Source organism: Flavobacterium sp. SH_e (assembly GCF_025717045.1).
Taxonomy (GTDB): domain Bacteria; phylum Bacteroidota; class Bacteroidia; order Flavobacteriales; family Flavobacteriaceae; genus Flavobacterium.
In genome coordinates, this window is sequence record NZ_JAOVZN010000002.1 from 295,569 (window position 1) to 322,371 (window position 26,803).

The following is a 26,803-nucleotide window of genomic DNA, read 5'->3' on the forward strand; positions in this document are numbered from 1 at the left end:
GCCCCCCGAAATACAGAAAACCTACGCTGTATTATTTTTTAGAAAATAAATGAACAATTGTTATTTAAAAGTGATTTAATCTTTTTTGGAGAATAGATTATTGTTTAAAATGACTATTGTCGAATTAACAAAAACAAATATGAGGACAAAAATTACTTTAATTCTTGCATTGCTCATCCTGCCTTTCATTAGTAACAAAGTTTTTTCGCAGACTGTTACTGGTACACCAAGTAATACTGGCTGTCAGAGCCAAGGTATAATTACTTCAAGTAGTACAGGATTAGGAGCAACTCCACAGTATCAGCTTTTAAAGGCTGGTGTAGTCGTTTCTCCCGTTCCGGGAGATAATACACAATTTTCTACTAATCCTGTTTTTACAGGTTTAAGTTCTGGTATTTATGTTGTAAATGCAAGAGCTACATCTGGCGGAACAGTTTATTCAAGTGCCAATATAACTGTCACAGATGGTTATACTGCAATGACAGTTACAACTCCAACAAAAGTTGCAAATTGCGTAGGAGGAACAGGAGTGTTAACTTCAACAGTTACAAACGGAAAGGCACCTTTTACATACAAAATTGCAACTCAGTCAGCACCTGCCACAATTTTGCAAAATAGCGGACCAATAACTCCTCGTACTTTTACTTTTACAGCTCTGCCTGCAAATAATTATATTGTAAGCGTGACTGATAGCTGTGGACAAACTATTACTGGAGCAACTTCTATTGCAAATCCCACAATAACTATTGATGATATAAAAATTGCTACTATTGCATATCCTATGAGGCCAGGGCTTTCTTGTACTGATGCAATTAGGTTGTATATAGAGAGAGGTTTTTATTATACTGCAAGTAATACAATTGTTTCAGCTGCAGATGCAGCATTATTCAGATGGAAAATTAAGTTTCAAGGACAAGAGTATGGTCAAGACACGAATAGTGATGGTTATGCTGATATTGGAGGAGAAGGATTTTTATTGTCTAATTTAAATCCTACTATGCCAATAATTGCAAACAGAAATAATGTAACTAATGATATATCCAATATGCGAGTAGTTTTGATGGATATGTGTGGTAAAAGTAAAGAATTTATAGTTACAAATTATAATACAGTTTATTCTAGTTTGTCTGTAAGAAATTGTGCAGGAAACGCAATTGTAAGATCTAGTATAGTTGGAGGCTTAGATTGCTTACCAGTTGATGTGACTATGACTAATGCATCTAATTCTGCAGATACTCATAGTTTTGTTATCACTAGTGCTTCAGCACAAAATTATAACATACCTCTAACTCCAGGAGGGATTTATAATGTCACATTTAAAGATGGAGAAGGCTATACTACAGGTTTGTTTACACCTGCTTCTAATCGATTGACTTTTAGTGCTACCTCTGCATTTGCGGTTTCACAAAGCCCCCAAAGTGTAGCAAGTTTAAATAATTTAGATTATGGGTCATTATATGTAGGGATAACTCCTTACCAAGCTACTGATGTTTTAAGTTATACAGTAACAGCCTCTAACAACCCATTAGTAGCTGTTGGGTATGCATACAGTGCACAATTAAGTGCTTTTACTAATGGATCAAGTGGAACTCCGAGGTTGCCAAGTCCTAACCCAACAGATCCTCAACCCTATTGGCCTAAAGGTAATTATACTTTGCAAATTTCTACAGATTGTGGAGCAGCTTCTTTGAATGTTATTGTTCCGGGACGTACAGCCAGTTTATCTGGTAATACGACAACACCTGTCTGCGGTGGGTTTAATTATGTTATGAATGGTAACTTCGATGATCCAACAGCTTATCAGGTTATAATTGTTTCGGGGCCATCAAGTGTCGGTCAAGTTAGAGATTTGGCCAGTTCTACAGCGTCACTTCCTTTTAATGGGCTAAGTTATGGTACCTATGTTTTTGGACTGCGTATCAAAGGAGGAAGTGTGAATGTTTTAACTCAAACTATAACTTACGATGCAAACAACGCCATAATTGTAGATAAAACAAATACAGGAGGTTATGTCTGTGCAACAGGAGCCACAAACGGAGTTTTAACTATTACAGCTGCTTCCAATTCACCCGCACCGGGAAATGTTCTGGAATACGCGTTAAGCACAGACGGCGGATCAACTTTTGGAGCCTACCAAAGCAACAATACCTTTAGCGGACTTACCGATAATACTTATTATTTCAGGATAAAAGACGGCTGCGGGAATGTTATTACACAATCAGTTCAGATTGGTGTTGCAGCAGCTCCGGATGCCACTGCTGACGGATTGAACACCCCAGCAGTAATCTGTGATAAGACTTCCGGGACTGTACATTTAGATGTTGATGTTTTTGGTGCAATTTCCTATCAGTGGACAGGTCCCGGAATAAATGCATCCAATCAAGGACAGAAAGATCCTTTGATTAATTACTCAGATCTGACTGTTGGTGCTAATAATTACACCTGTACTGTTAGACTTGGAGCACCTTGCAACAGTAGTACTGTTTCTACTTTAACAATCAATGTAAATGAAAGGCCAACAGTTGTAACTACGGCTCCAGCGGCAGTTTGTTTTCCAAACACAATTGATATTACGGCACCAGAAATTACAGCTGGAAGTTCGGCAGGACTAACATATACCTATTTTTTAGACGAGCAGGCTACTATTCCTGTTACTGATCCTACGGCAATTTCAGTCAGAGATACCTATTATATAAAAGGAACCAATGGCAATGGGTGTTTCACCATTACTCCGGTAGATGTAATTGTAAACGATCTGCCTTTGGCTACAATAAATTATACAAGTACTCCATATTGTCAGACGGGAACAACACTTCCTGAACAGCTCGGTACAGCGGGCGGAACCTATAGTTCTGATGCTAATCTTGTTATTGATGTTAATACGGGAGAAATCGATCTTGAGGCTTCCGCGCTTGGAAGCCATACCATTACGTATACTTTCAGTGACGGAAGTTGTTCGAACACTGTAACCACAGATATGACAATTAATGCACTTCCAACAGCATCTATAAATTATCCAAACGGGCCTTACTGCAACAGAGGAACGGCCACATCTGTAGAAACCGGGATTACCAGCGGAAAATACAGTTCAGATCCGGGATTAAGCATAGACGAATTGACAGGAGATATTGATCTGGGTGCTTCGACTCCGGGAACTTATACCGTGACCTATGAATTCAGTAACGGAATCTGTTCCAACAGCACAACTGCCACAATCACAATAAACCAGACAACGCTTCCATCACCGCTGGCAGATGTAAGGGCAGAATGTTCAATTACCCCAGTAGCGCCAATGCTTACAGATCTTTGTGCGGGGAATATAACAGGAACAACGCCAACTGTTTTTCCAATTACAACACAAGGGACAACAACGGTAGCCTGGACTTTCGATTATGGAAATGGTTATGTACAAACAGTAAATCAAAATGTAATTATTGATGATACTATAGCTCCAGTTGCACCAGTTCTTGCAGATGTAACTGAAGAATGCTCTGTGTCATTAGTTGCCCCTACTGCAATGGATAATTGTGCAGGAGTAATTACAGGAACTACAACAACAGTTTTTCCAATAACCACACAAGGAACAACAATAGTAACCTGGATTTTTAATGATGGTAACGGAAATATAGCAACAGCAAACCAGAATGTTATCATTAAAGATATTACTTTACCAACTGTTCCAGTCCTTGCTGATGTACAGGCGCAATGTTCTGCTTCTGTAACACCTCCAACAGCTACTGATAACTGCTCTGGAACCATTACAGGAAACACAAATACTGTTTTTCCAATAACAACGCAAGGAACAACCGTAGTGGTTTGGACATTTGATGATGGCAATGGAAATATAGCTACAGCAAATCAGAATGTAATAATTTTGGATAATATTGATCCAATTCTGCCAATTCTGCCAGATGTTACAGCAACCTGTTCTGCTTCATTAATAGCACCGATCACAACAGATAACTGTGCTGGAACCATAACAGGAACCACAAACACTGTTTTCCCAATAACAGCACAAGGGACAACAGTTGTAACTTGGACTTTTGACGATGGCAACGGAAATATAGTAACTGCCAATCAAAACGTAATTATCAGTGACACGACAGCGCCAGTTGCGCCAGTTCTTGCAGACATAATCGGGCAATGTTTTGCTTCACCTGCTATACCATCAGCAATAGACAATTGTGCAGGAAGCGTATTAGGAACAACAACAACAACTTTTCCGATAACGACTCAGGGGACAACAATAGTTACATGGATATTTGATGATGGAAATGGAAACATATCAACAGCCAATCAAAATGTTATTCTAAACAGTGCAATACAAGTTCCAACGAACTTGCCTGATATAACTGAAGAATGTGAAGTGACACTTGCTGCGCCAGCGACTGCAGTAAATTGCTCTAACGTTATAATAGGAACCACCACCACAGTTTTTCCGATAACGACTCAAGGAACAACAATAGTTACATGGACATTTGATGACGGAAACGGCAATATATCTACAGCTAATCAAAATGTCATTATTAAAGATGTTACTGCTCCAACAGTTCAGGCACTTAGTGATATAACAGCAGAATGTTCTGTTTCACCATCTATTCCAACAGCTATAGACAATTGTGCAGGAATCATTTCTGGAACAACTTCAACGGTTTTTCCAATCACAACTCAAGGAACAACAATAGTGACTTGGAGTTTTGATGACGGAAATGGAAATATAGCAACTGTGAATCAAAATGTTATTATTAAAGATACTGAAGCGCCTATTGCACCTGTTTTAGCAGATATACAAGAACAATGTTCTGCTACTCCAGCTATTCCTGCAGCAATTGATGCTTGTGCAGGAATAATTTCTGGGACCACAACAACGATTTTCCCAATTACAACACAGGGAACAACTGTTGTAACGTGGAGTTTTGATGATGGAAACGGCAATATATCAACAGCTAATCAAAATGTAATCATTAATGATACTACACCGCCAATTATACCAATATTGGACGATGTAAATGGAGAATGCGAAGTAACACTTACCGCACCTTCAACGGTGGATAATTGTTCTAAAACTATTATTGGAACAACTTCAACAGTTTTTCCAATTACAACACAAGGAACAACGGTAGTTACTTGGACTTTTGACAATGGCAATAACAGTGTCGTAACAGCAAATCAAAATGTTATAATAAAAGATACCTCAGCACCTGTAGCACCAATTCTTGAAGATGTATATGGAGATTGCGAAGTAACTCTTTCGGCCCCGACAGCAATAGACAATTGTTCAGGGATTATTATCGGCACATCCAGTACAGTATTCCCAGTAATAACTCAAGGAACAACTGTAATAACTTGGACTTTCGATGATGGCAACGGAAATATAACAACTGCAAATCAAAATGTAATTATTGATGATGCCATTGCGCCACCAGCACCAGTCTTGGCAGATGCCACAGGAGATTGCAGTGTTACATTAACCGCACCAACTACTGTTGATAACTGTGCAGGACCAATTACTGGAACTACAACTACTATTTTCCCAATCACAGCTCCAGGAACAAGTATTGTAACTTGGAGTTTTGATGATGGAAATGGAAATATCTCGACGTCAAATCAGAATGTGATCATTAATGACGAAACACCTCCTGTGGTACCTATTCTGGCAGATGTTACAGGAGAATGTTCAGTGATACCTCCAGTACCAACAACTATAGATGCCTGCATGGGAACAATCACAGGAACAACGACATCAGTTTTCCCAATCACAGATCAGGGAACAACGCAGGTTACATGGAGTTTTAATGATGGAAATGGAAACATCTCAACAGCAATCCAAAATGTAATCATTGATGATATAACACCCCCAGTCGTGCCTGTATTAACGGATGTAACGGCAGAATGTTCTGTAGCCTCTCTGACAGCTCCGACTGCAATAGACAATTGCGCGGGAACCATAACAGGAACCACAGCTCCGATATTCCCAATCACAGCGCAGGGAACAACTGTTATAACGTGGATTTTTGATGACGGAAATGGCAATATTTCAATAGCTAACCAGAATGTGATTATAAGAGATATTACCGCTCCGACAGTTCCAATACTTGCAGATGTGACAACAGAATGTTCAGTAGATTCCTTAACTATTCCGACCGCAGCAGATAACTGCGCGGGAATTATAGAAGGAATCACCGCAACGGTTTTCCCGATTACAGCACAGGGGACAACAGTGGTTACATGGACTTTTGATGACGGAAACGGAAATATCTCAACAGCTAATCAGAATGTAATTATTGATGATATTACTCCGCCTACTATACCGATGCTTGCGGACATAACAGGACAGTGTAATGTTACACCGGCAATACCAACAACAACAGATGCCTGCGCGGGAATAATAACAGGAACAACTACAACGGCCTTTCCAATAACAAATACTGGAACGACAGTTATTACCTGGACGTTTAATGATGGAAACGGAAACAGCGTAACGGCAAACCAGAATGTGATTATTAGCCAAATTGCTCTGGCAGGAGCAGAGACTGTAGCCTGTTCGGCCACACAGTCTGGATATAACATTACTTTATCAGTAACAGGTCAGCCGCCTTATACTGCTACAGGAACCGGAGCACCTGGAACATGGTTAGGAAATACCTGGACATCAGGACTTATCAGTTCAGGAACCAATTATAATGTAAACGTTCAGGATGCGAGTGCCTGCAATACAGTAAATGTAACTGGAATTTCGCCAAACTGCTGCCGTTTCAGTGTGATCTGCCCAACTTTCCAAGCATCTTCAGTGCAATGTTATGAGGAACTTCCTTCGGCAGTGAGTCTGACAGAAGCAGAATTCGAAGCCTTAGGAAACGGTGACGGACGCATAGCAGACACCCGATGCGGAGTGGTTGAAATTACAGCATCAAATGGAGCGGATCCAGGATGTAATGCCAATGTAACCAGAACTTATACCATAACAGAATATGAAGATACCAACAGCAACGGAGTTCGTGATGCAGGAGAGAATACAGTTATTGATACGGCAACGTGTGCACAAACGATATTAATTCATGATACTACAGCGCCAGTATTTGTAGAAACATTGCCTGAAGCAACAATAACAGCGGACTGTGACACCATTCCTCCAGCCCCAGCTTTTACAGCTACAGATAACTGCGGTAGTGCAACAGTTGCTTATGACGAGCAGAGAGTTGACGGAGATTGCGTCAGCAGATATTCACTGATCAGAACCTGGACCGCATCAGATAATTGCGGAAATCAAAATTCTTTTGTCCAGACAGTAAATGTCTCTTGCGTAGAAGAAGTTTACAACGCGGTATCAGCCAACGGAGACGGATTAAACGATAGTTTCTTTATAAAAGGAATTGACTGCTATCCAAATAATGTTGTAAGAATCTATAACAGATACGGGGTGGTGGTTTACGAGAAAAAAGGCTATGACAACGTTACCAGCCCATTTCAGGGCTTCTCAGACGGACGCGCAACGGTTGCCAGAGGGAATAAACTTCCGACAGGAACTTATTTCTACACCTTAGAATATGACAGCAACGGAAGAAAGGTTGAAAAGGCAGGGTATCTGTATGTGAATAGCCAGTAATAAGAAGAAATTTATTTTAGATAAAAAAAGACCTCAATTGTTTGAGGTCTTTTTCTTTGAAATCAAGTTTCATTTATTTTTTAATGCAGCAAGATTTTTTATCTTTTTTATCGGTTGTTTTTTTGCAACAAGATTCTTTTTTAGCTTTTTCTTTTGTGGCTGGTTTGGTTTCTTGCGCTGTTACGCCGATTGAAAATAAAGCAACTGTTACAACGGTGATTACTTTTGTCATTTTAATTAAAAGTTTTTATGTTAGAAGATTATAATTGGTAAGTCAAATATAAAATGATTCTAAACTGTAAGAATAGTTTTATTGTTAATGTTTTGGTAAAAGTGTTTTGGTAATTAAAAACCATAAACAATTTTACGTTCTTTATATTGACTTTTTTCTATAACCAAAACAATTTCATAACCTCCTGCACCATCACTATTGCTGGAAGTGATGTATAAAATATTGGATTTTGTATCGTAATAGGCGCGTGTGTTAAAAAGAGTAGGTTCGAACAAATCATCAAAAGAATTTTTTGGAAGTTCAATAGTATTGTTGTCAATCACAACGGATATGCTTTTATAAGTCTTTTTTGGAATTCCTCCGTCAGTTCCCCAAAAATCTTTTCCGTTAATCTTTTTAAGTATCGATTTGTTGTTATCCAGGAAACTTAATTTTGCTGAATTTGATTCAAAATTTTTGCTTTCAATATTAATATCAAGACCATCTTTCTTAAAAATAACTTGAAATGATCTTCATTTTTTATTGATTACGATTGTATGATCTCTTTATTACATATTGAACAAGTATAATTAATAATATAATTATGGATATCAGGATTTCTAAACCTATTAATCCAACAAAAGGCATTCCGCAGTGAATTTGTCCGTTTGATTCTTCTCGTAATCTGTATGAAAGTACTTTAAATGCAATAATGAAGAATATAAATTGAGCAAGAAAGGTAATTAAACAGACTTTAAAAAAAGTTAGTTTTATGGTTTTGACGATCGCTTTTCTTCCGAATATAATTTGGAAAATAATCGGTAAAGCCAGTAATAAAAGGAAAAGAGTTTGGTTCATAAAGTTAAGAGTATAATATGCTTATTCCAAAAGTAATGCCATTATGCAATCCATGCTTTTTCTATTTTGTCAATTACCCATTTCTCTTTTACTTTTTTAATGAAGATTCGATATCCGTAACTGCACATCTCACCGCAATTGATTTCTGCAGTAAGTAAACCGTATTTTTTTTCATCATCAAATTGAATTCTGCTTAAAATGAATACTCCTCGTACAGAATAACAACATTCATTATAAAATCTTCTGTCATTTCCACGTGGTATTCTTGGAACATAATGAAGCTTAAAAGCTTGATACGAATCCAGTTTTTTTCTGTCAAATTTATAATCAAGTGTATCTAAAATATTGTTTTCTGATATTTCAGCATCTTTGAAGTGACCTTGCAGCTCTTTTCCTTTTTGTTTTGAAATTGCTTTATCCAGAATGACAAGATCAACAGGGAATTTCTTTTTCTTAAATTCTGCTAAATCTTGATTAAATTGTTTTTTGTATTGCTTCTTTATATGAATCCTATATTCTGGAGTATCTTTTATTGGCGGAGGTGGAGGTGGTATATAATATTCTAAAGCATTAACCCAAACAGAATCTATTAAAGCAGGATAAATTTCATACATTACATTTTTTTCAAATTGTAAATCGGCTTGTTTATTATTACAGCTTATAAAGATTATTCCAGAAAGAAAAAGTAGCGCAAAGTAGATTTTTCTCATGTTTTATTTAAAAAAATTGTCATCAATTTTAATATTGAGAGATTTCATAATTATCCCCTTGTAGTTTTCTTTCAGTAAATTATTTATTGCTTCTTGCGATTTGTAAACAATCTTATAATTATCATTTCCAATTTCGATGCTTTTAATCGATTTACTGATTTCACTAATGTTTTCATCGTTCCATCTTCCTCTTCCAAAATAAATATAACCTTCTTTTGCTTCAGGATAATGAGGGATTAAATTAAAAACAATTGAATCTCCTTTTTTCATTTCATCCAATTGTTCATTTTTAAATTGCGGATTTATAATGAGTTTTACTTTGACATTGCTTTCACCTTTATTAGTAAACAAAATACCTTGAGAAGGATCACAACTTGTTAAAAATATGCAAGAGAAAAGGAGTGGTAGAAAATATAGCTTACTCATAAGTTATATGCAAATTATTGATTTTTTGAAAACTAAGATATAATTTATTTCATTGTTAAAATGCTTTAAATAAACTTAAATAACTTACATAGTTTAAAAAATTAATAATTCAAATTAACCCCAAATCCAATTCCCATATCGCTATCGTAATGCGTTGTGATTCCGAAGTTTCTGCCTACGATATATTTCAATCCCGCCATATATTCTTTATCTGTATTCCACATTAAATTCATTCGAAGTCGTTGCGAAAGCGGAATGTCTTTTCGTTCAAATTGTACTCTTACGTTTCCATCTGTATAAACCTCAACTTGAGCTTTTATGAGCATTGGTAAAGTGTATTCGGCTCCTAAACTAAAAACCGAACGATTGTCTTTGGTATTTTTTTGTCCCCAAAGATTTTGTTCCTGTTCATCCATTCCCATTTTTCGATAGCGCCAGTCAAAACCAATAAAAGGCATTAACCATTGATTTTTTCCGATATAACGTCCAATATGAGTTTCTGTTTCATAACCATGTTTGTCGTTGTAACCTAATCTCCATTCTGTACCAATGCTCCAGCGTGTGTTGCTGTACATCGCTTCACCATCATTTCCGTTGGTTGCAAAATCATTTTCTGCCATAAAGTGAAACATGCGGTCATCCATTTTCAGCATTTTGTAAGCCATTTCAGGATGATGAATCAACGGATTCGGTGCTGAATTTTCATAAGTAAAAATTCTTCCCATTCCGGCCATCATATGATATAAAATATGACAATGAAAAAACCAGTCGCCATCAGCATTTGCCTGAAATTCGATTGTATCGGTTTCCATTGGCATAATATCAATTACATTTTTTAGCGGAGCATAATCGCCATGTTCGTTTAGAATTCTAAAATCATGGCCGTGTAAATGCATTGGGTGACGCATCATTGAACCGTTGTATAAAACAATACGAACGTTTTCTCCTTTTTTAATTAGAATTTTATCCGTTTCAGAAACCACTTTATTGTCCAAACTCCAAACATAACGATTCATATTTCCAGAAAGCGTAAAACGCAATTCTTTGACAGGAGCGTCTTTTGGAAGATTGGTTTTAAAGGGAGATTTCAGCATTCCATAATTCAAAGTCACAATTTCAGAAGTTTCCGTGCTGTCACTTTTCATCTTCATTTCTTCCATATTATGACTGGAATGATCCATTGGTTTTGAATTTTCATCTTCACCTGAAATTTCAGGATACATTACGGCATTCATATCCATTTTATTCAGAGACATATTCATGCCCATGTCGTTCATTTGGCCGTTCATTTTCATCATGTCATTCATCATTTTCATTCCTTCAAAATATTTTAATTTCGAAAGATGATGAACTGGCTGTTTTTCTCCATTTCCTAAAAACAAAGAAGCAGATCCCGTTCTGTCTTCGGCTGTAGCCAAAAAAGCAAAGGCTTTATTATCTTCTGGAATTGTTACTACAACATCATAAGTTTCAGAAACTGCAATAATCAAACGATCTACGTCTACAGGTTCGACATCATTTCCGTCGCTGGCTACAACTGTTATTTTTCCTCCGCCGTAAGTAAGCCAGAAATAACTGGAAGCACCTCCGTTGGCAATTCGTAAGCGAACTTTCGAGCCTGGTTTAAGATCTGAAAACTGCTGTTCGTTTTTTCCGTTAATTAGAAACTTTTCATAATAAACATCGCTAACATCCATGGCATTCATTCGTTTCCATTCGTTGGTTACTTTGGTCGAAAAATGTCCTTGTTTTAAAGCTTCAAAATAACTTTGAGTGGTTCCTTTTTTTATCGCAAACCAATCATTTGCATTATGAAGCATTCGCTGAATATTCTCAGGTTTCAAATCTGACCATTCGCTTAAAATAATTGGAATTGTTGGTAAATCATCAATTCCTTTTCGGATAGTTGAATCGTCTTTTTTCTTATTGATGATAAAAAGTCCGTATAAACCAATTTGTTCCTGCAAACCCGAATGACTATGATACCAATAAGTTCCATTCTGAATAATCGGGAAAGTATATTTATGGGTTGTTCCAGGTTCAATTGGCATTTGCGTAAGATATGGAACTCCGTCTTCTTTATTGGGAAGAAATAATCCGTGCCAGTGCATGGAAGTGGTTTCCTTTTTTAATTCGTTATGAACGTAAATTTCTGCAATATCGCCTTCGGTAAAAGTCAGCGTCGGCATCGGAATTTGCCCGTTTACAGCAATCGCACGTTTTTCTTTACCCGAAAAATTAACAATCGTATCACGAACGTGCAAATCGTAACGCACTACTTTTTGAGCCTTTAACTGAAGAGCAATTAAAGAAAGTATAAGTATATATTTGATCTTAATCATAAATTATAATTTTAAATTTCTCAAACGCAAAGCATTTACGATTACTGAAACAGAACTCAAACTCATTGCTACCGCAGCCAACATCGGCGAAAGCAATATTCCTAAAAATGGATATAAAATTCCCGCAGCAATTGGCACGCCCAAAGTGTTATAAATAAAGGCAAAAAATAAATTCTGTTTGATATTTGACATTACAGCATGGCTGAGGTTTTTGGCTTTTACAATTCCGTTTAAATCGCCTTTTACTAAAGTTATTTTAGCGCTTTCGATGGCAACATCAGTTCCAGTTCCCATTGCAATTCCGATATTAGATTGTGCCAAAGCAGGCGCATCGTTGATTCCATCGCCTGCCATGGCAACGATTTTTCCTTGTGCTTGTAAACGTTCAATTTCTTTCAATTTATCTTCTGGAAGACAATCGGCTTTGAAAGAACTCAAATGCAAATGATCGGCAACGGCTTTTGCTGTATTATGGTTGTCGCCTGTCATCATAATAACTTCAACACCCTGAGAAATTAGCTCTTTAATAGCTTTTGCGCTATTTTCTTTAATAGCATCGGTAATGGCTACGAAACCTAAAACGCTTTTTTCAATAGCGATGTACGAAATAGTTTTTCCTAAATTCTGTTCAGAAATTACTTTTTGTTCTAAATCAGTAGAAACAGAAGCACCAATCTCATCCATTAATTTTTTGTTTCCTAAAGCGACACTTATGTTTTCTATAGTTCCTAAAACACCTTTTCCAGCAATAGTTTCAAAACCTTGAACTTCTTTTAACGAACTATTTTTTGCTTTCGCGAAATCGACTACCGCTTGCGCCAAAGGATGTTCGCTATGCTGATTTAAAGAAGCAATGTTTTGAAGCAGAAAATCTTCGTCATTATTTATGGCATAGATTTTTTCTACGGATGGTTTTCCTTCGGTAATTGTTCCTGTTTTATCGGTTATCAAAACATCAATTTTATTCATGTTTTCTAGAGCCTCAGCATTTTTGATCAAGATTCCGTTTTGTGCTCCTTTTCCAACTCCAACCATAACCGACATTGGAGTTGCTAATCCAAGTGCGCAAGGACAAGCGATAATAAGAACCGCAATCGCATTAATTAATCCGTAAACATAAGCGGGTTCTGGACCAAATTTTGCCCAGATAAAAAAGGTTACAATTGAAATAATAACAACAGTTGGTACAAAATATTTAGAAACGCGATCGGCTAATTTCTGAATTGGAGCGCGAGATCTGCTGGCGTCATTTACCATTTGGATAATTTGCGAAAGCATCGTTTCTGCGCCCACTTTTTCGGCAATCATTACGAATGATTTTGTACCGTTTATAGTTCCAGAAATAACAGAATCGTCCGTTTTTTTATCTACTGGAATTGGTTCTCCAGTAATCATAGATTCGTCGATACTGCTTTCGCCAGAAGTTATTTTTCCGTCAACTGGAATTTTTTCTCCTGGTTTTACACGAAGTAAATCGTCTTTTTTGATGTTGTGAATTGAGATTATTTTATCTATTCCGTTTTCAACTAAAGTCGCTTCGGTTGGAGCTAACTTCAATAATTCTTTTATCGCTCCATTAGTTTGTCCGTGAGCTTTGGCTTCCAATAATTGTCCTAATAAAACTAAAGTGATAATTACAGTCGCAGCTTCAAAATACAAATGAATGGTTCCGTGATGTGATTTGAATTCGTCTGGGAAAATATCTGGAAAAAACATTCCGACAATACTAAATAGGAAAGCAACGATTGTTCCAATTCCGATTAATGTGAACATATTCAGATTCCAAGTGACAATCGATTTGTAAGCACGAATAAAAAACATCCAACCCGAATAAAACAAAACTGGAATCGAAAATAAAAGCTGAACCCAATTCCATTTTTCGATAGACATGATATTGTAAAGCGGATTATTCGGAATCATTTCTGACATTGAGATGATGAAAATAGGAAGGGTAAACAGAATCGCTATTTTCATTTTCTTCAATAAATCAGAATAAGTTTTGTTTTCTTCACTTTCTGAAGCCTGCATCGGAACTAGATCCATTCCGCAGATTGGACAATCGCCCGGTTCGTTTGAAACAATTTCAGGATGCATCGGACAAGTGAATTGTGTTGCTGTGATAGCAACTTGCGGTACTAAATCCATTCCGCAAACGGGGCAATCTCCAGGTTTGTTATATGTTTTGTCGCCTTCGCAATGCATTGGGCAATAATAAACGCCATTTGCACTGTGCTGGTGTACTTTTTTTGTTTCTGTTTTATGATGATTGTGGTTCTCTTTTTTATGACCTGAACAGCAAGATTTTTCTGCTGTTTCAGAATGGTTTTTAGGAGAATCGATTTCAATCGTATAATTTCCTGCAGCAGATAAAACTTCCTGAAATTTTTCTGTCGGAACATGTTTTTCCATTGTAATCGTAGCCGTTGGCGGATTTAATGTCACTTCTGCTTGAACGCCTTCAATTTCATTCAAAGTTTTTTCGACTTTGGTTCGGCATCCGTTGCAAGACATTCCTGAAATTATATATTGATGAGTCATTGTATTGGTTTTTAAGTATTACAATGCAAATTTCCGAAGTATCTGCGAGTTCGGTTTGTAGAATTTTGGGAATGATTTGTAAGATTTACTAAATGTTTTTTTAACCGCAAAGGCGCAAGGATTTTTGATATGCTGGGCTGTTTAAAAACGCAAAGTTCGCAAAGCTTTGTCTTAAAACATCTTTGCGAACCTTGCGTAAATTATTTGCGTGCTTTGCGGTTAAAAAAAAGCTACAAATTCTCGATCTGAATACGCATTTTATCTTTTGATTGTTTGAAAGAAGTAGGAGTAAAGCCCGTAATTTTCTTGAATTGATTGCTCAAATGTGCCACATTGCTGTAGTTAAGAATATCAGCAATTTCGCTTAACGAAAGTTCATTGTAAATCAATAATTCTTTTACCTTTTCAATTTTCTGGCTAATGAAATACTTTTCTATTGTAGTATTTTCAATTTCAGAAAATAAATTGCTTAGCGAATTATAATCTTGATTCAGGTTTTCGGCCAGATATTCTGATAGGTTGATTTTTAAATCATTGTTTTTATGATGAACCAAATCGACAATCAGGTTTTTTATTTTTTCGACGGTTTTCGTTTTTTTATCATCGATTAAATCAAAACCTAAACTTTGAAGATTTTCTAATAAAACTTCTTTTTGTTTGTCGCTGATTTCTTTATCAAGTTCAACTTCTCCCAATTCAACAGCAATAGTTTGAAGTCCGAGCTTTTCGAACTCAGACTTCACAACCATTTTGCATCGGCTGCACACCATATTTTTGATGTAAAGCTTCATATTATTTAATCGTTTCAACTACGTTTCCGCAAGTCAGCATAGAAGAACCGTAATACGGATTCTTAACTGCTTTTTCTTTGCTTAACCAGTCAGCGTCTGCCATTGGGCAATATTGTTTGTAGATTGGTTCTGTCGGACTTGAAACTTTTATCAAATCGTAAGTACTTTTTGATAATGATTTAAAAGTCTCACGTTGTTTTTTAAGATCTGTTGTAGCTGAAATACTTTTAGCATCGGCAGTTAATTTTTTAACCACTTTCATCCAAACCGTATGTTCATTGCTTTTTAGTTTGTCCATTTTTACTGCTGTAATTGCAGTAAGTAAATCTTTGGCTTTCGCCGAAGTCAATTTGCTATCACTTTTAATAAGTGCATCTTTTACTGTAAAGTAAGCATCATAAACAGATTGTAATTGAGCATCTGCAATTTCGATTGCTGTTACTTCAGAATTTGGCGTGTTTGCTTGAATGTTATTTGCAGAAAATAATATTGCGATTGTTGCTGTTAAAGCTATAATTGATTTTTTCATTGTGTTTTATATTTGATAAAGGATTTTAATTTCCTTTAAAATTAATTAAAATGTTGATTTTGAAAAGACCCAATATGGGCTGTCATAAATGCAATAATTATATTTTCGGCTTCAGCCAAATAGAAGTAAATCCAGAAGAAATTGTAGAATTACTATAAGATGAAATTTTGTTTTTTAAAGAAAAATTGAAAGTATCGTTTTGCAAATCAAAATCATTTGAAGTCAAAATAACAAATTGAAATGCAGAAGTTGTACAGCCATAATGACGGCATTTTCCATCACAATTGTGTTTTTCTTGTTTTGAAGTTTTCTTTTCACAGCATTTTTTAGAACAGCTGTTTTCTTCTTTAGAAGCAATTTCTTTATGATGACCCATATTGCACGCATAAGTATAACTCGGATTCAAAAAGAAACTAAGTGTTATAAAAAGCATTATTATGTGGATTTTCTTTTTCAAAGAAATTGTTTTTAGTAGCACAAATTTAGTTAAAAATGTTCGAGCAAATTATATTTTAAGATTTCAATAACTACAGTTTTTTGAAATCTGTCGGTTTCATGTTTTTACGTTTTTTAAAATAATTGGTCAGATGGCTTTCATCGGTAAAACCAAATTCGTACGCAATTTGTTTAATTGGCAATTGATTGTTATGAAATCTTTTCTCAATTAAAGTAGTTCTTAAATTATGAATGTATTCGCGGTAACTAATACTAAATGTTCTTTTAAAATAAGCACTAAAATACGTTTGGGCAATATTAAAATGTTGCGCAATCACTTTTATCTGAACCAATTTTGGCTGATAAATGTTTTGATGGATATAATTGGCAATTTGCTCTGTATCTAAATGAGTTGATTGTAACTGCAGATTCATGCATCGAATGGTTTCTTTTATCAAACCAAAAATCGAAAGAATCTGATAAAAAACAATTGGAGAAGAAGTAACGTCAATATAACGGCCGTAGGTTACGATATTTTCAACAGTGTTTTTTAAAATGGTTTTGCAAGGTTCATCAAATTTCAAAACGGTTTCTTTAAGGATTTTGTCTCGCATGAAACTTTCGGGAGTATTTACCAAAAATTCATCGCAAGTCAGATTCTGTTTAGAATTAAAATAATTATCTGTGAATTTGATGAAAGTAAAACGGGTACTTTTCTTAATATCAAAATAATGCTCATCATCTGGCGAAATCACAAACAAATCGCCAGCTTTATAAGGAAGCAGATTATTGTTTAAATGATGAATACCGCTTCCTTTATTAATGTAAATGATTTCATAATAAGTATGAGTATGCGGAGGAAGATGAAATTTCTCTTCTTCAAACTCATCAAGTACTAGCGTTTTAAACTGATTTAATTTCGGCATAACTTAAATATACAATTTTATATCACAAATTTACAATTTATTTTCCGCTTGACGGTGTTAATTTTGCAACGTAGAAATCTATTCCTTTCTATACTTAATCAAAATGAAAAAAAGTCTTATTGCACTCTCTTTAGGAGGGTTAACTATCGGAATTACAGAGTTTGTAATGATGGGATTACTCCCAGATATTGCTTCAGATATGAAAGTTTCGATTCCTGTTGCGGGATATTTAATTTCATCTTATGCTTTAGGAGTTGTTATTGGAGCACCTTTATTGGTAATTGCAGGAAGAAATTATGCGCCTAAAAAAATGCTTTTAATTTTAGCTTTAATGCTGGCAGTTTTTAACGCACTTTCTATTATTGCTCCAGATTATAATGTTTTATTTGCTTCTCGATTTCTTTCAGGTTTGCCACACGGCGCATTCTTTGGTGTAGGAGCGGTAGTTGCAAGCCGTTTGGCAGACAAAGGAAAAGAAGCGCAAGCTATTTCGACCATGTTTGCCGGATTAACAATTGCAAATTTAATTGGCGTGCCGATTGGTACTTATATAGGTCATCATTTTATTTGGCGCTATACTTTTGTATTGATTGCTATTGTTGGCTTACTAACATTTTTAGCTATTTATTTATGGATGCCGAATCTTGAAAAAGGGGAAAGTGTCAATATGAAGACCCAGCTTCAGTTTTTTAGACGTACAGAAGCATGGTTAATTATCGGAATTACGGCAATTGGTTTCGGAGGTTTATTTGCTTGGATCAGTTATATTGCTCCTTTATTAATTAATGTATCTAAATTTTCTCCAGAAGATGTTTCTTCAATCTTGATTTTGGCAGGATTAGGAATGGTTGTTGGTAATTTTGTTGGAGGAAAATTGGCAGACAGATTTTCGCCAGCACCAACTACATTAGCCTTATTGATGGTAATGTCGTTAGATTTGGTTTTAGTTTACTTTTTCTCATTCAATCAATATGTATCTTTATTTTTGACATTTCTAACTGGAGCTATTTCATTCTCGGTAATTGCACCAATTCAGATGTTAATGATTCGTACAGCAAAAGGAGCGGAGATGATTGCTTCTGCATCTCTTCAAGGAAGTTTTAATATTGGTAATGCTTTAGGAGCTTTTCTAGGCGGATTACCTTTGGCTGCAGGACTTAGCTATTCTTCTCCAAACCTTATTGGAGTTATGATGTCGGTTATAGGAATGATTATTACATTCATACTGATGAGGTTACATCAAAAACAAGTGCAGTTGCAGCACATTTAAATACAATTTACTTACCTTTTTTAGCCCTTAACGTTTGTTTAAGGGCTTTTTTTATGTCTTATAATTAAAATTTTATAGAACATATTTCTTCAATCGGCTGTTTTTATCAGAAAATACGCTTTAAAAGAACGCTCTTTTTTGTATTTCATTTAGTTTTTTTTAAAATTTCTTTAATTTTTTAAGTGTAAAATCCACACCTAATAATTTCGTAATTAATATTCCTGTAATCGATTGTTTTTTTTGCAAAAATCAAATCAAATGAACGATTAATAATAATATATTTAATATTTTATGTCGATATAAATTATATATCTAATATAAAAAAGCGCTAAAATTTCTGATTTGTAATTTTTTTTATGAAATTTTTGGCAAAAATTATTTTTCGTTTAAAAAAAATATCTATGTTTGTGTAATCGATTACAACTTTTTCTTCGATGTTCGAAATCGATTAAGTATTTGGATTGGAAAAGGAATATAAATGAAGTAGAAATAAGACGTCGAAAAATTATAGTGCTAAAGCAAAACCACAAGTAATAATTATAAGAATGAATTGAACAGTAACCACAAAAAACCACTTAAACCACACGAAAAACATTAATTAACTTAAACAATCAACCATGAACTTTAAAGAACTATTAAACAAAGGAGCAGATTTTTGCTCTAAACTTGTTTTCTTACTGTGCTTATTGATCGGTAGTCAAATACACGCGCAGGGCACAACGATAGAGGGAACCGTGAAAGATGCCGCGGGACTTTCTCTTCCTGGGGTAAACGTTTTAGAAAAAGGAACTAAGAACGGAACTTCTACCGATTTTGACGGGCATTATAAATTGAAATTGACCAATTCAAAAGCCGTATTGAGTTTTTCTTTTATAGGATTTAAAACGATTGATATCTCTGCTGACGGTAAAACGAAAGTAAATGCAACTTTATCTGAAGATTCTAATAATTTAAATGAAGTTGTTGTAATTGGATATGGAACTTCTAAAAAATCTGATTTAACAGGAGCAGTTGCAACGTTCTCTGGAAGTGAAGTACGTAAGATTCCGGTTCCTAACGTTGCTGAAGCTTTAACAGGACGTATTGCCGGTGTATCAGTATCTTCTTCAGAAGGTTCGCCAGATTCAAATGTTCAAGTGAGAATTCGTGGAAACGGATCTTTAAGCCAAGATGCTTCTCCTTTGTATATCGTAGATGGTTTTCCAGTAAACAATATTAACGATATTTCTTCTTCAGATATTGAAACAATGACCGTATTAAAAGATGCATCATCTACTGCAATTTATGGTTCTAGAGGAGCTTATGGAGTTATTATTGTGACAACTAAAAAAGGTAAAGATGGTAAAATAGCAGTGAACTACAATATGTTCTACGGAATGAAAAAACTGGCTAATACTATTGACGTAACTTCTCCAGAGGACTATGTAAAATGGCAATATGAATATGCTTTGCTTGATCAGAATGATAAAACTATTTTGAGCAACCCAAGTTCTTACACTAAATATTTTGGTAACTGGCAGGATTATGATATGTATAAAGGTATGAAAGGAAATAACTGGCAGAAGCAAGTTTTTGGACGTACAGGAGAAGTGCAAAGCCGTGACTTATCTATTCGTGGTGGAAGTGATAAAATGAATTATAACTTCAACTATGCACATTATGATGAAAAAGCAATTATGCTTGGATCAGATTTTAAGAGAAATAACTTATCTCTTGCTTTAAATAGTAAAGCTTCAGATAAAATTGATTTAAGTTTTACAGTTCGTTATTCTGATACTGAAATTAATGGTGCCGGAATGAACGAACAAAATGAAGTTTCATCTGCAGATTCTCGTTTGAAAAATGTTGTTGGATATGCGCCAATTCCAATTCCTGGATTAACAACTGATGATACAGATGAAGCTGTAGCTAACAATTTAGTGCATCCTTTTGTTTCTATTGTAGATAACAACCGTGAGCAGTTGAGAAAAAACTTTAACACATTAGGAAGTTTTTCTTGGAAACTTACTTCAGATTTGATTTTTAAAACAGAATTAGGTTTAGATAATTACAACTTTCAAGATTACCGTTTTTACGGACGTACAACTTATTACGTAAAAAATAACCCTGCGGCAGAAAGACAAGGTATGCCTGCAATGATAATGTCAGATAGAAAAGATACTCGTTTTAGAAATGCAAATACGCTTAACTACGATTTGAAAAAAATAACTGGCGAGAATCATAGTTTGAAAATACTTTTGGGAGAAGAATCTATCGATTATAAAAGAAATGATTTAACAAATACAATTCAAGGATATCCGTTGTCTTTCGAGTTAGATGAGGCAAAGAAATTAACTACACAAGGAACTCCGGTATCGGTTGATAATTTCTATTATCCAGATGATAAATTACTTTCTTTCTTTGGACGTGCAAATTATGATTACAAAGATCGTTACCTTCTGACAGCTACTTATCGTGCAGATGGTTCAAGTAAATTTTTAGGAGATAATAAATGGGGCTTTTTCCCTGCGGCTGCGGCTGCTTGGAAAATATCTGGAGAGGAATTTATGAAAAATGCTTCATGGGTTAATTTACTTAAATTAAGAGTAAGTTATGGTGAAGCAGGTAATAACAATATTCCAACTGGACAAATGGTTCAAAGTTTCATCTCTTCTACATCAACATGGATAAATGGTGTTGATAACTATTGGGCAGCCTCTAAAACAATGGCTAATCCAGATTTAAAATGGGAAACTACAATTACACAAAACATCGGTTTAGATTTTGACTTATTCAAAAATAAAGTAACTGGATCTGTCGAAATGTATAAAAATAAGACGAAAGATCTTTTAATGCTTTTCCCAATTTCTGGAGGTTATGATAATCAATATAGAAACATGGGTGAAATTCAAAACGGTGGTGTTGAAGCGACTTTGAACTTGAATCTTATTGAAAGACCTAAATACGGAGTAAGTTTATCTTTCAATGCTGCATTTAATACCAATAAAATCAACTCACTTGGAGTAATGGAAAATTTTACTGCGTCTTCTGGATGGGCATCTTCTTCAATTACTGGAGATTATTTAGTAAACGTAGGGCAGCCATTAGGTATCATGTATGGTTATAAGAGCGATGGACGTTATGAAGTCTCAGACTTTGATTACAGTTCAGGGGCTTATACTTTAAAAAATGGAGTGCCAGATGCTACTACAATAGTAGGAAAGATGCAACCAGGGGCTATGAAATTAAAAGATATCGATGGCGATGGCAAGGTAGATGCTAATGATCTTACGGTTATTGGAAACGCTAATCCAAAAAGTACTGGAGGTATGGTTTTAAATGCTAATGCTTATGGATTTGATCTTTCTGCTGCTTTTAACTGGAGTATTGGAAATGATGTTTACAATGCAAATAAAGTGGAGTTTTCGACATCAATTCCAAATGGGCAATATAGAAATTTAAATTCTGAAATGGCTGATGGAACAAGATGGACAAACTTGAATACGACTACAGGACAGTTAGTTACAGATCCAACTGAATTAGCAGCTTTAAATGCAAATACCACAATGTGGTCTCCTTATATGCCTCGTTATGTTTTTAGCGACTGGGCTGTTGAAGATGGTTCTTTCTTGAGACTTAATAATTTAAGTTTGGGTTATACTACACCAGGCGATTTAACTTCTGCTTTAGGAGTTTCTAAGCTAAGATTTTATTTTACAGCTAGTAATGTTTTTGTTTGGACAAAATATTCAGGTCCAGATCCAGAAGCTTCAACTAGAAGAAACACGCCTTACACACCGGGTGTTGATTATTCAGCATATCCGCGAAGCAGACAGTTTATTTTTGGTTTAAACCTTAATTTTTAATTTAGTAAAACTTTCACAAGATGAAACATAAAATATTAATCGCAGGAATATTTGTAGCAAGCTTTTTTACTTCTTGCTCAGATGATTACTTAGATGCTCCAGCAAAATCGACACTAGACGAATCGGTTATTTTTTCTAGCCCAGGATTAGCTGAATCAGCAATTGACGGGATTAAAATTCCATTTGCTGAGACCAACTCATATAGAGGACGTTTTCTTCCTTTTTATGGATTAAATACAGATACAGAATGGTACAATTCTTCTCAGACGGTTAGTGATGCTTCTGATTTATGTACTTATGATGCAAAGCCAAATAACTCTCAGATGAATACAACTAACAATGCTTGGGCAATGATGTATTCAGGTATTGAGCGTGCTAATATCTGTATTCGTGGTTTACGTACTTATGGTAATCCAACACCAGGATCAGAATTAGGATATCTACTAGGTGAAGCTTTGACATTAAGAGCAATTTATTATGCCGATTTGGTAAAAGCTTGGGGAGATGTGCCTGCAAGATTTGAACCTTTAAACAATGCTACTATTTATGTTGAAAAATCAAGTCGAGATGTAATTTACAAACAACTTCTAGCTGATTTAGCTGAAGCTGCAACATTGGTTCCTTGGCCAGGTGAGTCTACTGCGACAAGTACAGTCGAAAGAATTAATAAAGCTTTTGTGAAGGGATTTCGTGCTCGTTTAGCATTAGCGGCAAGCGGTTATCAGCAATATCCTGACGGAATCAGAAGAAGTACAGATCCAGAATTATCTGTTGCAAATATGTATGCATTAGCTTTGTCAGAATCTCGCTCTGTTATTGCAAGCGGTTCAGCACATTTGGAGTCTTCATTTGAGACATTTTGGAAAAAATACAACCAAGAAAATATTACTGCAGGAGGAGAATCTCTTTGGGAGCTTCCATTCTCAGATGGTAGAGGTCGTATGTTATTTACTTTTGCAGTTCGTCATACTACAAATGATCAGTTTCATGCTAACGGTGCAAATCGTGGAGGTGTAGCAGGTCCGCTTCCAACGGTATTCTATGATTATGATCAAGCAGATACAAGAAGAGATGTAACTTGTGTTCCTTATAAATATGGTACAGCAGTAAACAATATTGCTAAACAAGAATTGGGAGCTTTAAATACTTGGTATTTTGGAAAATACCGTTACGAATGGATGACTCGTTTTGTTACTTCAACAAATGACGATGGGGTAAACAAAATTTACATGAGATATGCAGAAGTTCTTTTAATTGCGGCTGAAGCAGCTAACGAATTAGAAGGCCCATCAGCAGCAGCTCCATATTTAAAAGAAATTAGAAGAAGAGCATTCCCAACAGCAGTTCAAACAGAAAAAGTTGATAATTATGTAAATGCGTTGACTAGCAAAACAGCTATGTTTAATGCTCTTGTTGAAGAAAATAAATATGAGTTTACTGGTGAAATGGAGCGTAAACAGGCTCTTATTCGTTGGAATTTATTAAAAACAAAATTAGATGAAGCTAAAGTAAAAATGAAAAATTTAGCGGATCGTACAGGTGCTTACGCAGATGTTCCAGCGACATTATATTATAAGTACCAATCTGATAATGTAAGCTTAGATATTTATGGTCTTAACCGTGGCGAAACTACAAACCCAGGTGCAGATTATACACAATTCGCTTGGACTTGGACTGGTGCCGCATCAGAAACTAAGATAAATACTTTGTACAAACCAGGGGTTAATCCAGATAATAGACAATTCTGGCCAATCTGGCAGGTATTCCTTGATGGAAGCAATGGAAAACTGACTAATGATTATGGATATTAATAACATTCTGATAATTAACAAAGTAGAATTATGAAAACAAAATATATAACTAAAGGAATAATCGCTGCATTATTAGTTTTGCTGACTTTTTCAAGTTGTGAAACTTTTAATGAGGCCGTTATCGACGATTTAAATGTAACTAGAGCTTTTTCACCAATAGGGCTTACAGCTACTATTAGAAATCAGACTACTGTTGAATTGAATTGGACAGTAAAAGAAGATGCAGATCATTATGTGGTAGAGTTTAGTGCAGATGATCCAGAGTTTAAAACCATTTATAAAACCATCAATGTTGCTCCAACAGAACTTCCTGTAAAAGTGGCGCTAGAAGGAGAAACAGTTTATTCTATTAGAGTGAAATCAGTGAGTGCATCTGGTTTGGATGATTCTAAATGGTCTGTTGTAACTGCTACAACTGCATCTGAGGAACTTTTTCTTCCAATTCAAGATGGTGATGTAGAAGCAAAACAAGCGACTTTAAGATGGACTCCTAATATTTCTGTTACACAAATTGTTGTAAATCCAGGTGCAATAACACATACGATTACAGCAGCAGAAAAAACTGCAGGAGTAGCAGTTGTTACAGGATTAACTGCCGAAACAGCTTATACAGCAGAGTTAATGAATGGTACTAAGAAAAGAGGTACAACAACATTTACAACTGGAATTGATATTGGAACTGGAATTCTAATTAAACCAGAAGACGATTTGAATGCTAAAATTACTGAAGCAGCTTCAGGATCAGTTCTAGTATTAATGCCTGGAGATTATACTGTATTTACAGGCGAGATCGCATTGAACAAATCGATAACACTAAGAGGGCTTCGTACTTACGATAAGCCGAAGTTGCATGTGAAATTTACCGTTAATGCTGGAACAGCAAATCTGTCGTTGATCGATTTAGATTTGGATGGAACAGGAATGGATAATGCGGCCGTAATTACTATCTCTGGAGCAAACTCAACTTACGGTGATTTCTTAATTAGCAGCAGTAAAGTACATGATTATACTCGTGCGTTAATTGCGGCAAACGCAGCTGGTTCTAAATTGTCTTCTTTCACAGTAGATAATAGCATTGTAAAAAATGTAAACACAAATATAGGTGCAGATTTTATCGATTTTAGAAATACGTATGTTGCAAGTATTGTTCTTAAAAACAGTACATTCGATACTTGTTCGACAGGACGTGACTTTGTAAGAGCAGATGCAGTGGTTTCTCCAAATGGTTTCTCTGGAACTGGATTAACTACAAATGTTTTAATTGAAAGCTGTACGCTTTATGCTGTTTCAAATACAGTTGCACCAAAGAGAATATTATATGTGCGTTTTGCAAATAATACCTCAACAGTTAAAAATACGTTGATTACTTCAACAACTGCAATTTATACCAACCAGCCATTGACAACGCAGCCAACATTTAGTAAAAACTATTATAATGATGCTCCAAGTTTTATAGATGGAACAATTACAAACAATAAAATTGATGCATCGGCAACTACTGCAAATCCGCAGTTTGTTGATCCAGCAAATGGAGATTTCACAGTTAAAAATCAAACGTTGATTGATAACAATATTGGAGATCCAAGATGGTTAAAATAAAATTTCATGGTTAGTTAATAGAAAAGCGGAATACATTTTTGTATTCCGCTTTTTTTATGAATCTATAATTTTCGCAAAAATGATATCGAATTTATTCAATTAGTAAATCGAATTTTGCAAGTAATCCTGCGAGGGCTGTATGTGAAACCTTAGTGCCTTTTATTTTGTTTTCTGACGGATCAAAAGAATAATTTTTAGAAGTTCTAAAATCAGTTTTCTCCAGAATACTTTCCACGAAAGTGGCGCCAGAAAGATCACAATTTTTAAAAACCGCCAAAGACAAATCACTATTAGATAAATCCGTTTCTTTCAAAGAACAATCGATGAAATTTGTCTTCTTGAGCTTTTTATAAATGAAAGTTGAATAGTCTAAAATGCAATCTTCAAAATTCATCGAAAACAAAAAACTATTGCAAGCGCTGAAATCAAGCCCCATCAATTTGCATCCAATAAATTTGATGTTTTTCAATCCAGTGTTTTTTAAAACTGCCAGCGAAAGATTACAGTTTTTAAAAGTAGAATCTAGAAAATCATTATGACTCAATTCACTTTTAGAAAAGTTACAGTTAATGAATTTGCAATTAACAAATTCGGTATTGGCTAAACTTTGATCCGAATAATCGATCGATTCAAAAGTTCGGTTTTGATATAATTTTGATTCCATAAAAAAATTAAAAAGGCATTTAAAGTTCTATTCTAATTCGATACATTCGAAAATAGTATTGTTTTGAAGTATTTCTGCAACATTCAATTCGCTGTCAACTCTAAGAATATTGTCACAATCTTCAAGATCAAAATTCCACAGAGAATTAGGCAATAATTCATTTAAAAGTACAGAAGCCGATTCAAATTTGGCTTGGCTATCAACGGAAGTTTTAAAAACATAAATCATAATTTGCATTTTTG

Annotated in this window: 18 protein-coding genes; 5 read left to right on the forward strand and 13 right to left on the reverse strand. The window is 35.2% G+C overall.

The window, feature by feature from the left end:
- The first annotated feature begins 139 nt into the window (after nt 1-139).
- A complete protein-coding gene (locus tag OD917_RS04345) occupies nt 140-7,606 on the forward strand; it encodes a gliding motility-associated C-terminal domain-containing protein (protein ID WP_263522320.1) in 7,467 nt (2,488 codons plus the stop codon).
- A gap of 73 nt (nt 7,607-7,679) precedes the next feature.
- On the opposite strand, the gene OD917_RS04350 is transcribed toward OD917_RS04345, so the two are convergent.
- From OD917_RS04350 to OD917_RS04400, 11 genes are all read right to left on the reverse strand, one after another.
- Nucleotides 7,680-7,838: a hypothetical protein gene (locus tag OD917_RS04350; protein WP_263522321.1), complete on the reverse strand. Its 159-nt coding sequence runs from the start codon at nt 7,836-7,838 to the stop codon at nt 7,680-7,682.
- Nucleotides 7,839-7,951: 113 nt separating this feature from the next.
- Nucleotides 7,952-8,161, reverse strand: a complete 210-nt coding sequence (locus tag OD917_RS04355) for a hypothetical protein (protein ID WP_263522323.1) — start codon at nt 8,159-8,161, stop codon at nt 7,952-7,954.
- 196 nt (nt 8,162-8,357) lie between these two features.
- A complete protein-coding gene (locus OD917_RS04360; protein ID WP_263522325.1) occupies nt 8,358-8,675 on the reverse strand; it encodes a hypothetical protein in 318 nt (105 codons plus the stop codon).
- Between the two features lie 41 nt (nt 8,676-8,716).
- Nucleotides 8,717-9,385: a hypothetical protein gene (locus tag OD917_RS04365; protein ID WP_263522326.1), complete on the reverse strand. Its 669-nt coding sequence runs from the start codon at nt 9,383-9,385 to the stop codon at nt 8,717-8,719.
- Nucleotides 9,386-9,388: 3 nt separating this feature from the next.
- Nucleotides 9,389-9,811: a hypothetical protein gene (locus tag OD917_RS04370; RefSeq protein WP_263522328.1), complete on the reverse strand. Its 423-nt coding sequence runs from the start codon at nt 9,809-9,811 to the stop codon at nt 9,389-9,391.
- 101 nt (nt 9,812-9,912) lie between these two features.
- On the reverse strand, nt 9,913-12,153 hold the full coding sequence (locus tag OD917_RS04375; RefSeq protein ID WP_263522330.1) for a multicopper oxidase family protein: 2,241 nt from the start codon (nt 12,151-12,153) through the stop codon (nt 9,913-9,915).
- 3 nt (nt 12,154-12,156) lie between these two features.
- Nucleotides 12,157-14,691: a heavy metal translocating P-type ATPase gene (locus tag OD917_RS04380; RefSeq protein ID WP_263522333.1), complete on the reverse strand. Its 2,535-nt coding sequence runs from the start codon at nt 14,689-14,691 to the stop codon at nt 12,157-12,159.
- Nucleotides 14,692-14,921: 230 nt separating this feature from the next.
- Nucleotides 14,922-15,482 (reverse strand): helix-turn-helix domain-containing protein, encoded by a 561-nt coding sequence (locus OD917_RS04385; protein ID WP_263522335.1) that lies wholly within the window; start codon nt 15,480-15,482, stop codon nt 14,922-14,924.
- Nucleotide 15,483: 1 nt separating this feature from the next.
- Nucleotides 15,484-16,011, reverse strand: a complete 528-nt coding sequence (locus OD917_RS04390; RefSeq protein ID WP_263522337.1) for a DUF3347 domain-containing protein — start codon at nt 16,009-16,011, stop codon at nt 15,484-15,486.
- A 97-nt stretch (nt 16,012-16,108) separates the two neighbouring features.
- Entirely contained in the window at nt 16,109-16,468 is a 360-nt protein-coding gene (locus tag OD917_RS04395) for a hypothetical protein (protein ID WP_263522338.1), read from the reverse strand.
- Between the two features lie 70 nt (nt 16,469-16,538).
- Nucleotides 16,539-17,372 (reverse strand): AraC family transcriptional regulator, encoded by an 834-nt coding sequence (locus OD917_RS04400; protein WP_263522339.1) that lies wholly within the window; start codon nt 17,370-17,372, stop codon nt 16,539-16,541.
- A gap of 103 nt (nt 17,373-17,475) precedes the next feature.
- On the opposite strand from OD917_RS04400, the gene OD917_RS04405 reads away from it, so the two are divergent.
- The 4 genes from OD917_RS04405 (at nt 17,476) to OD917_RS04420 (ending at nt 25,897) form a co-directional block, all read left to right on the forward strand.
- On the forward strand, nt 17,476-18,642 hold the full coding sequence (locus tag OD917_RS04405) for an MFS transporter (protein ID WP_263522341.1): 1,167 nt from the start codon (nt 17,476-17,478) through the stop codon (nt 18,640-18,642).
- A 617-nt stretch (nt 18,643-19,259) separates the two neighbouring features.
- On the forward strand, nt 19,260-22,487 hold the full coding sequence (locus tag OD917_RS04410; RefSeq protein ID WP_263522342.1) for a SusC/RagA family TonB-linked outer membrane protein: 3,228 nt from the start codon (nt 19,260-19,262) through the stop codon (nt 22,485-22,487).
- Between the two features lie 20 nt (nt 22,488-22,507).
- Nucleotides 22,508-24,298: a RagB/SusD family nutrient uptake outer membrane protein gene (locus tag OD917_RS04415; RefSeq protein ID WP_263522343.1), complete on the forward strand. Its 1,791-nt coding sequence runs from the start codon at nt 22,508-22,510 to the stop codon at nt 24,296-24,298.
- Nucleotides 24,299-24,328: 30 nt separating this feature from the next.
- Nucleotides 24,329-25,897: a DUF5123 domain-containing protein gene (locus tag OD917_RS04420; RefSeq protein WP_263522344.1), complete on the forward strand. Its 1,569-nt coding sequence runs from the start codon at nt 24,329-24,331 to the stop codon at nt 25,895-25,897.
- A gap of 91 nt (nt 25,898-25,988) precedes the next feature.
- On the opposite strand, the gene OD917_RS04425 is transcribed toward OD917_RS04420, so the two are convergent.
- Together OD917_RS04425 and OD917_RS04430 are read right to left on the reverse strand one after the other, a co-directional pair.
- The gene (locus OD917_RS04425; protein WP_129748018.1) at nt 25,989-26,561 is read right to left on the reverse strand and encodes a pentapeptide repeat-containing protein; all 573 of its coding nucleotides are present in this window, start codon (nt 26,559-26,561) and stop codon (nt 25,989-25,991) included.
- A 27-nt stretch (nt 26,562-26,588) separates the two neighbouring features.
- Nucleotides 26,589-26,789 carry a hypothetical protein gene (locus OD917_RS04430; RefSeq protein ID WP_263522345.1) on the reverse strand — a complete coding sequence of 67 codons (201 nt, stop codon included), beginning with the start codon at nt 26,787-26,789 and terminating at the stop codon, nt 26,589-26,591.
- Nucleotides 26,790-26,803 lie beyond the last annotated feature (14 nt).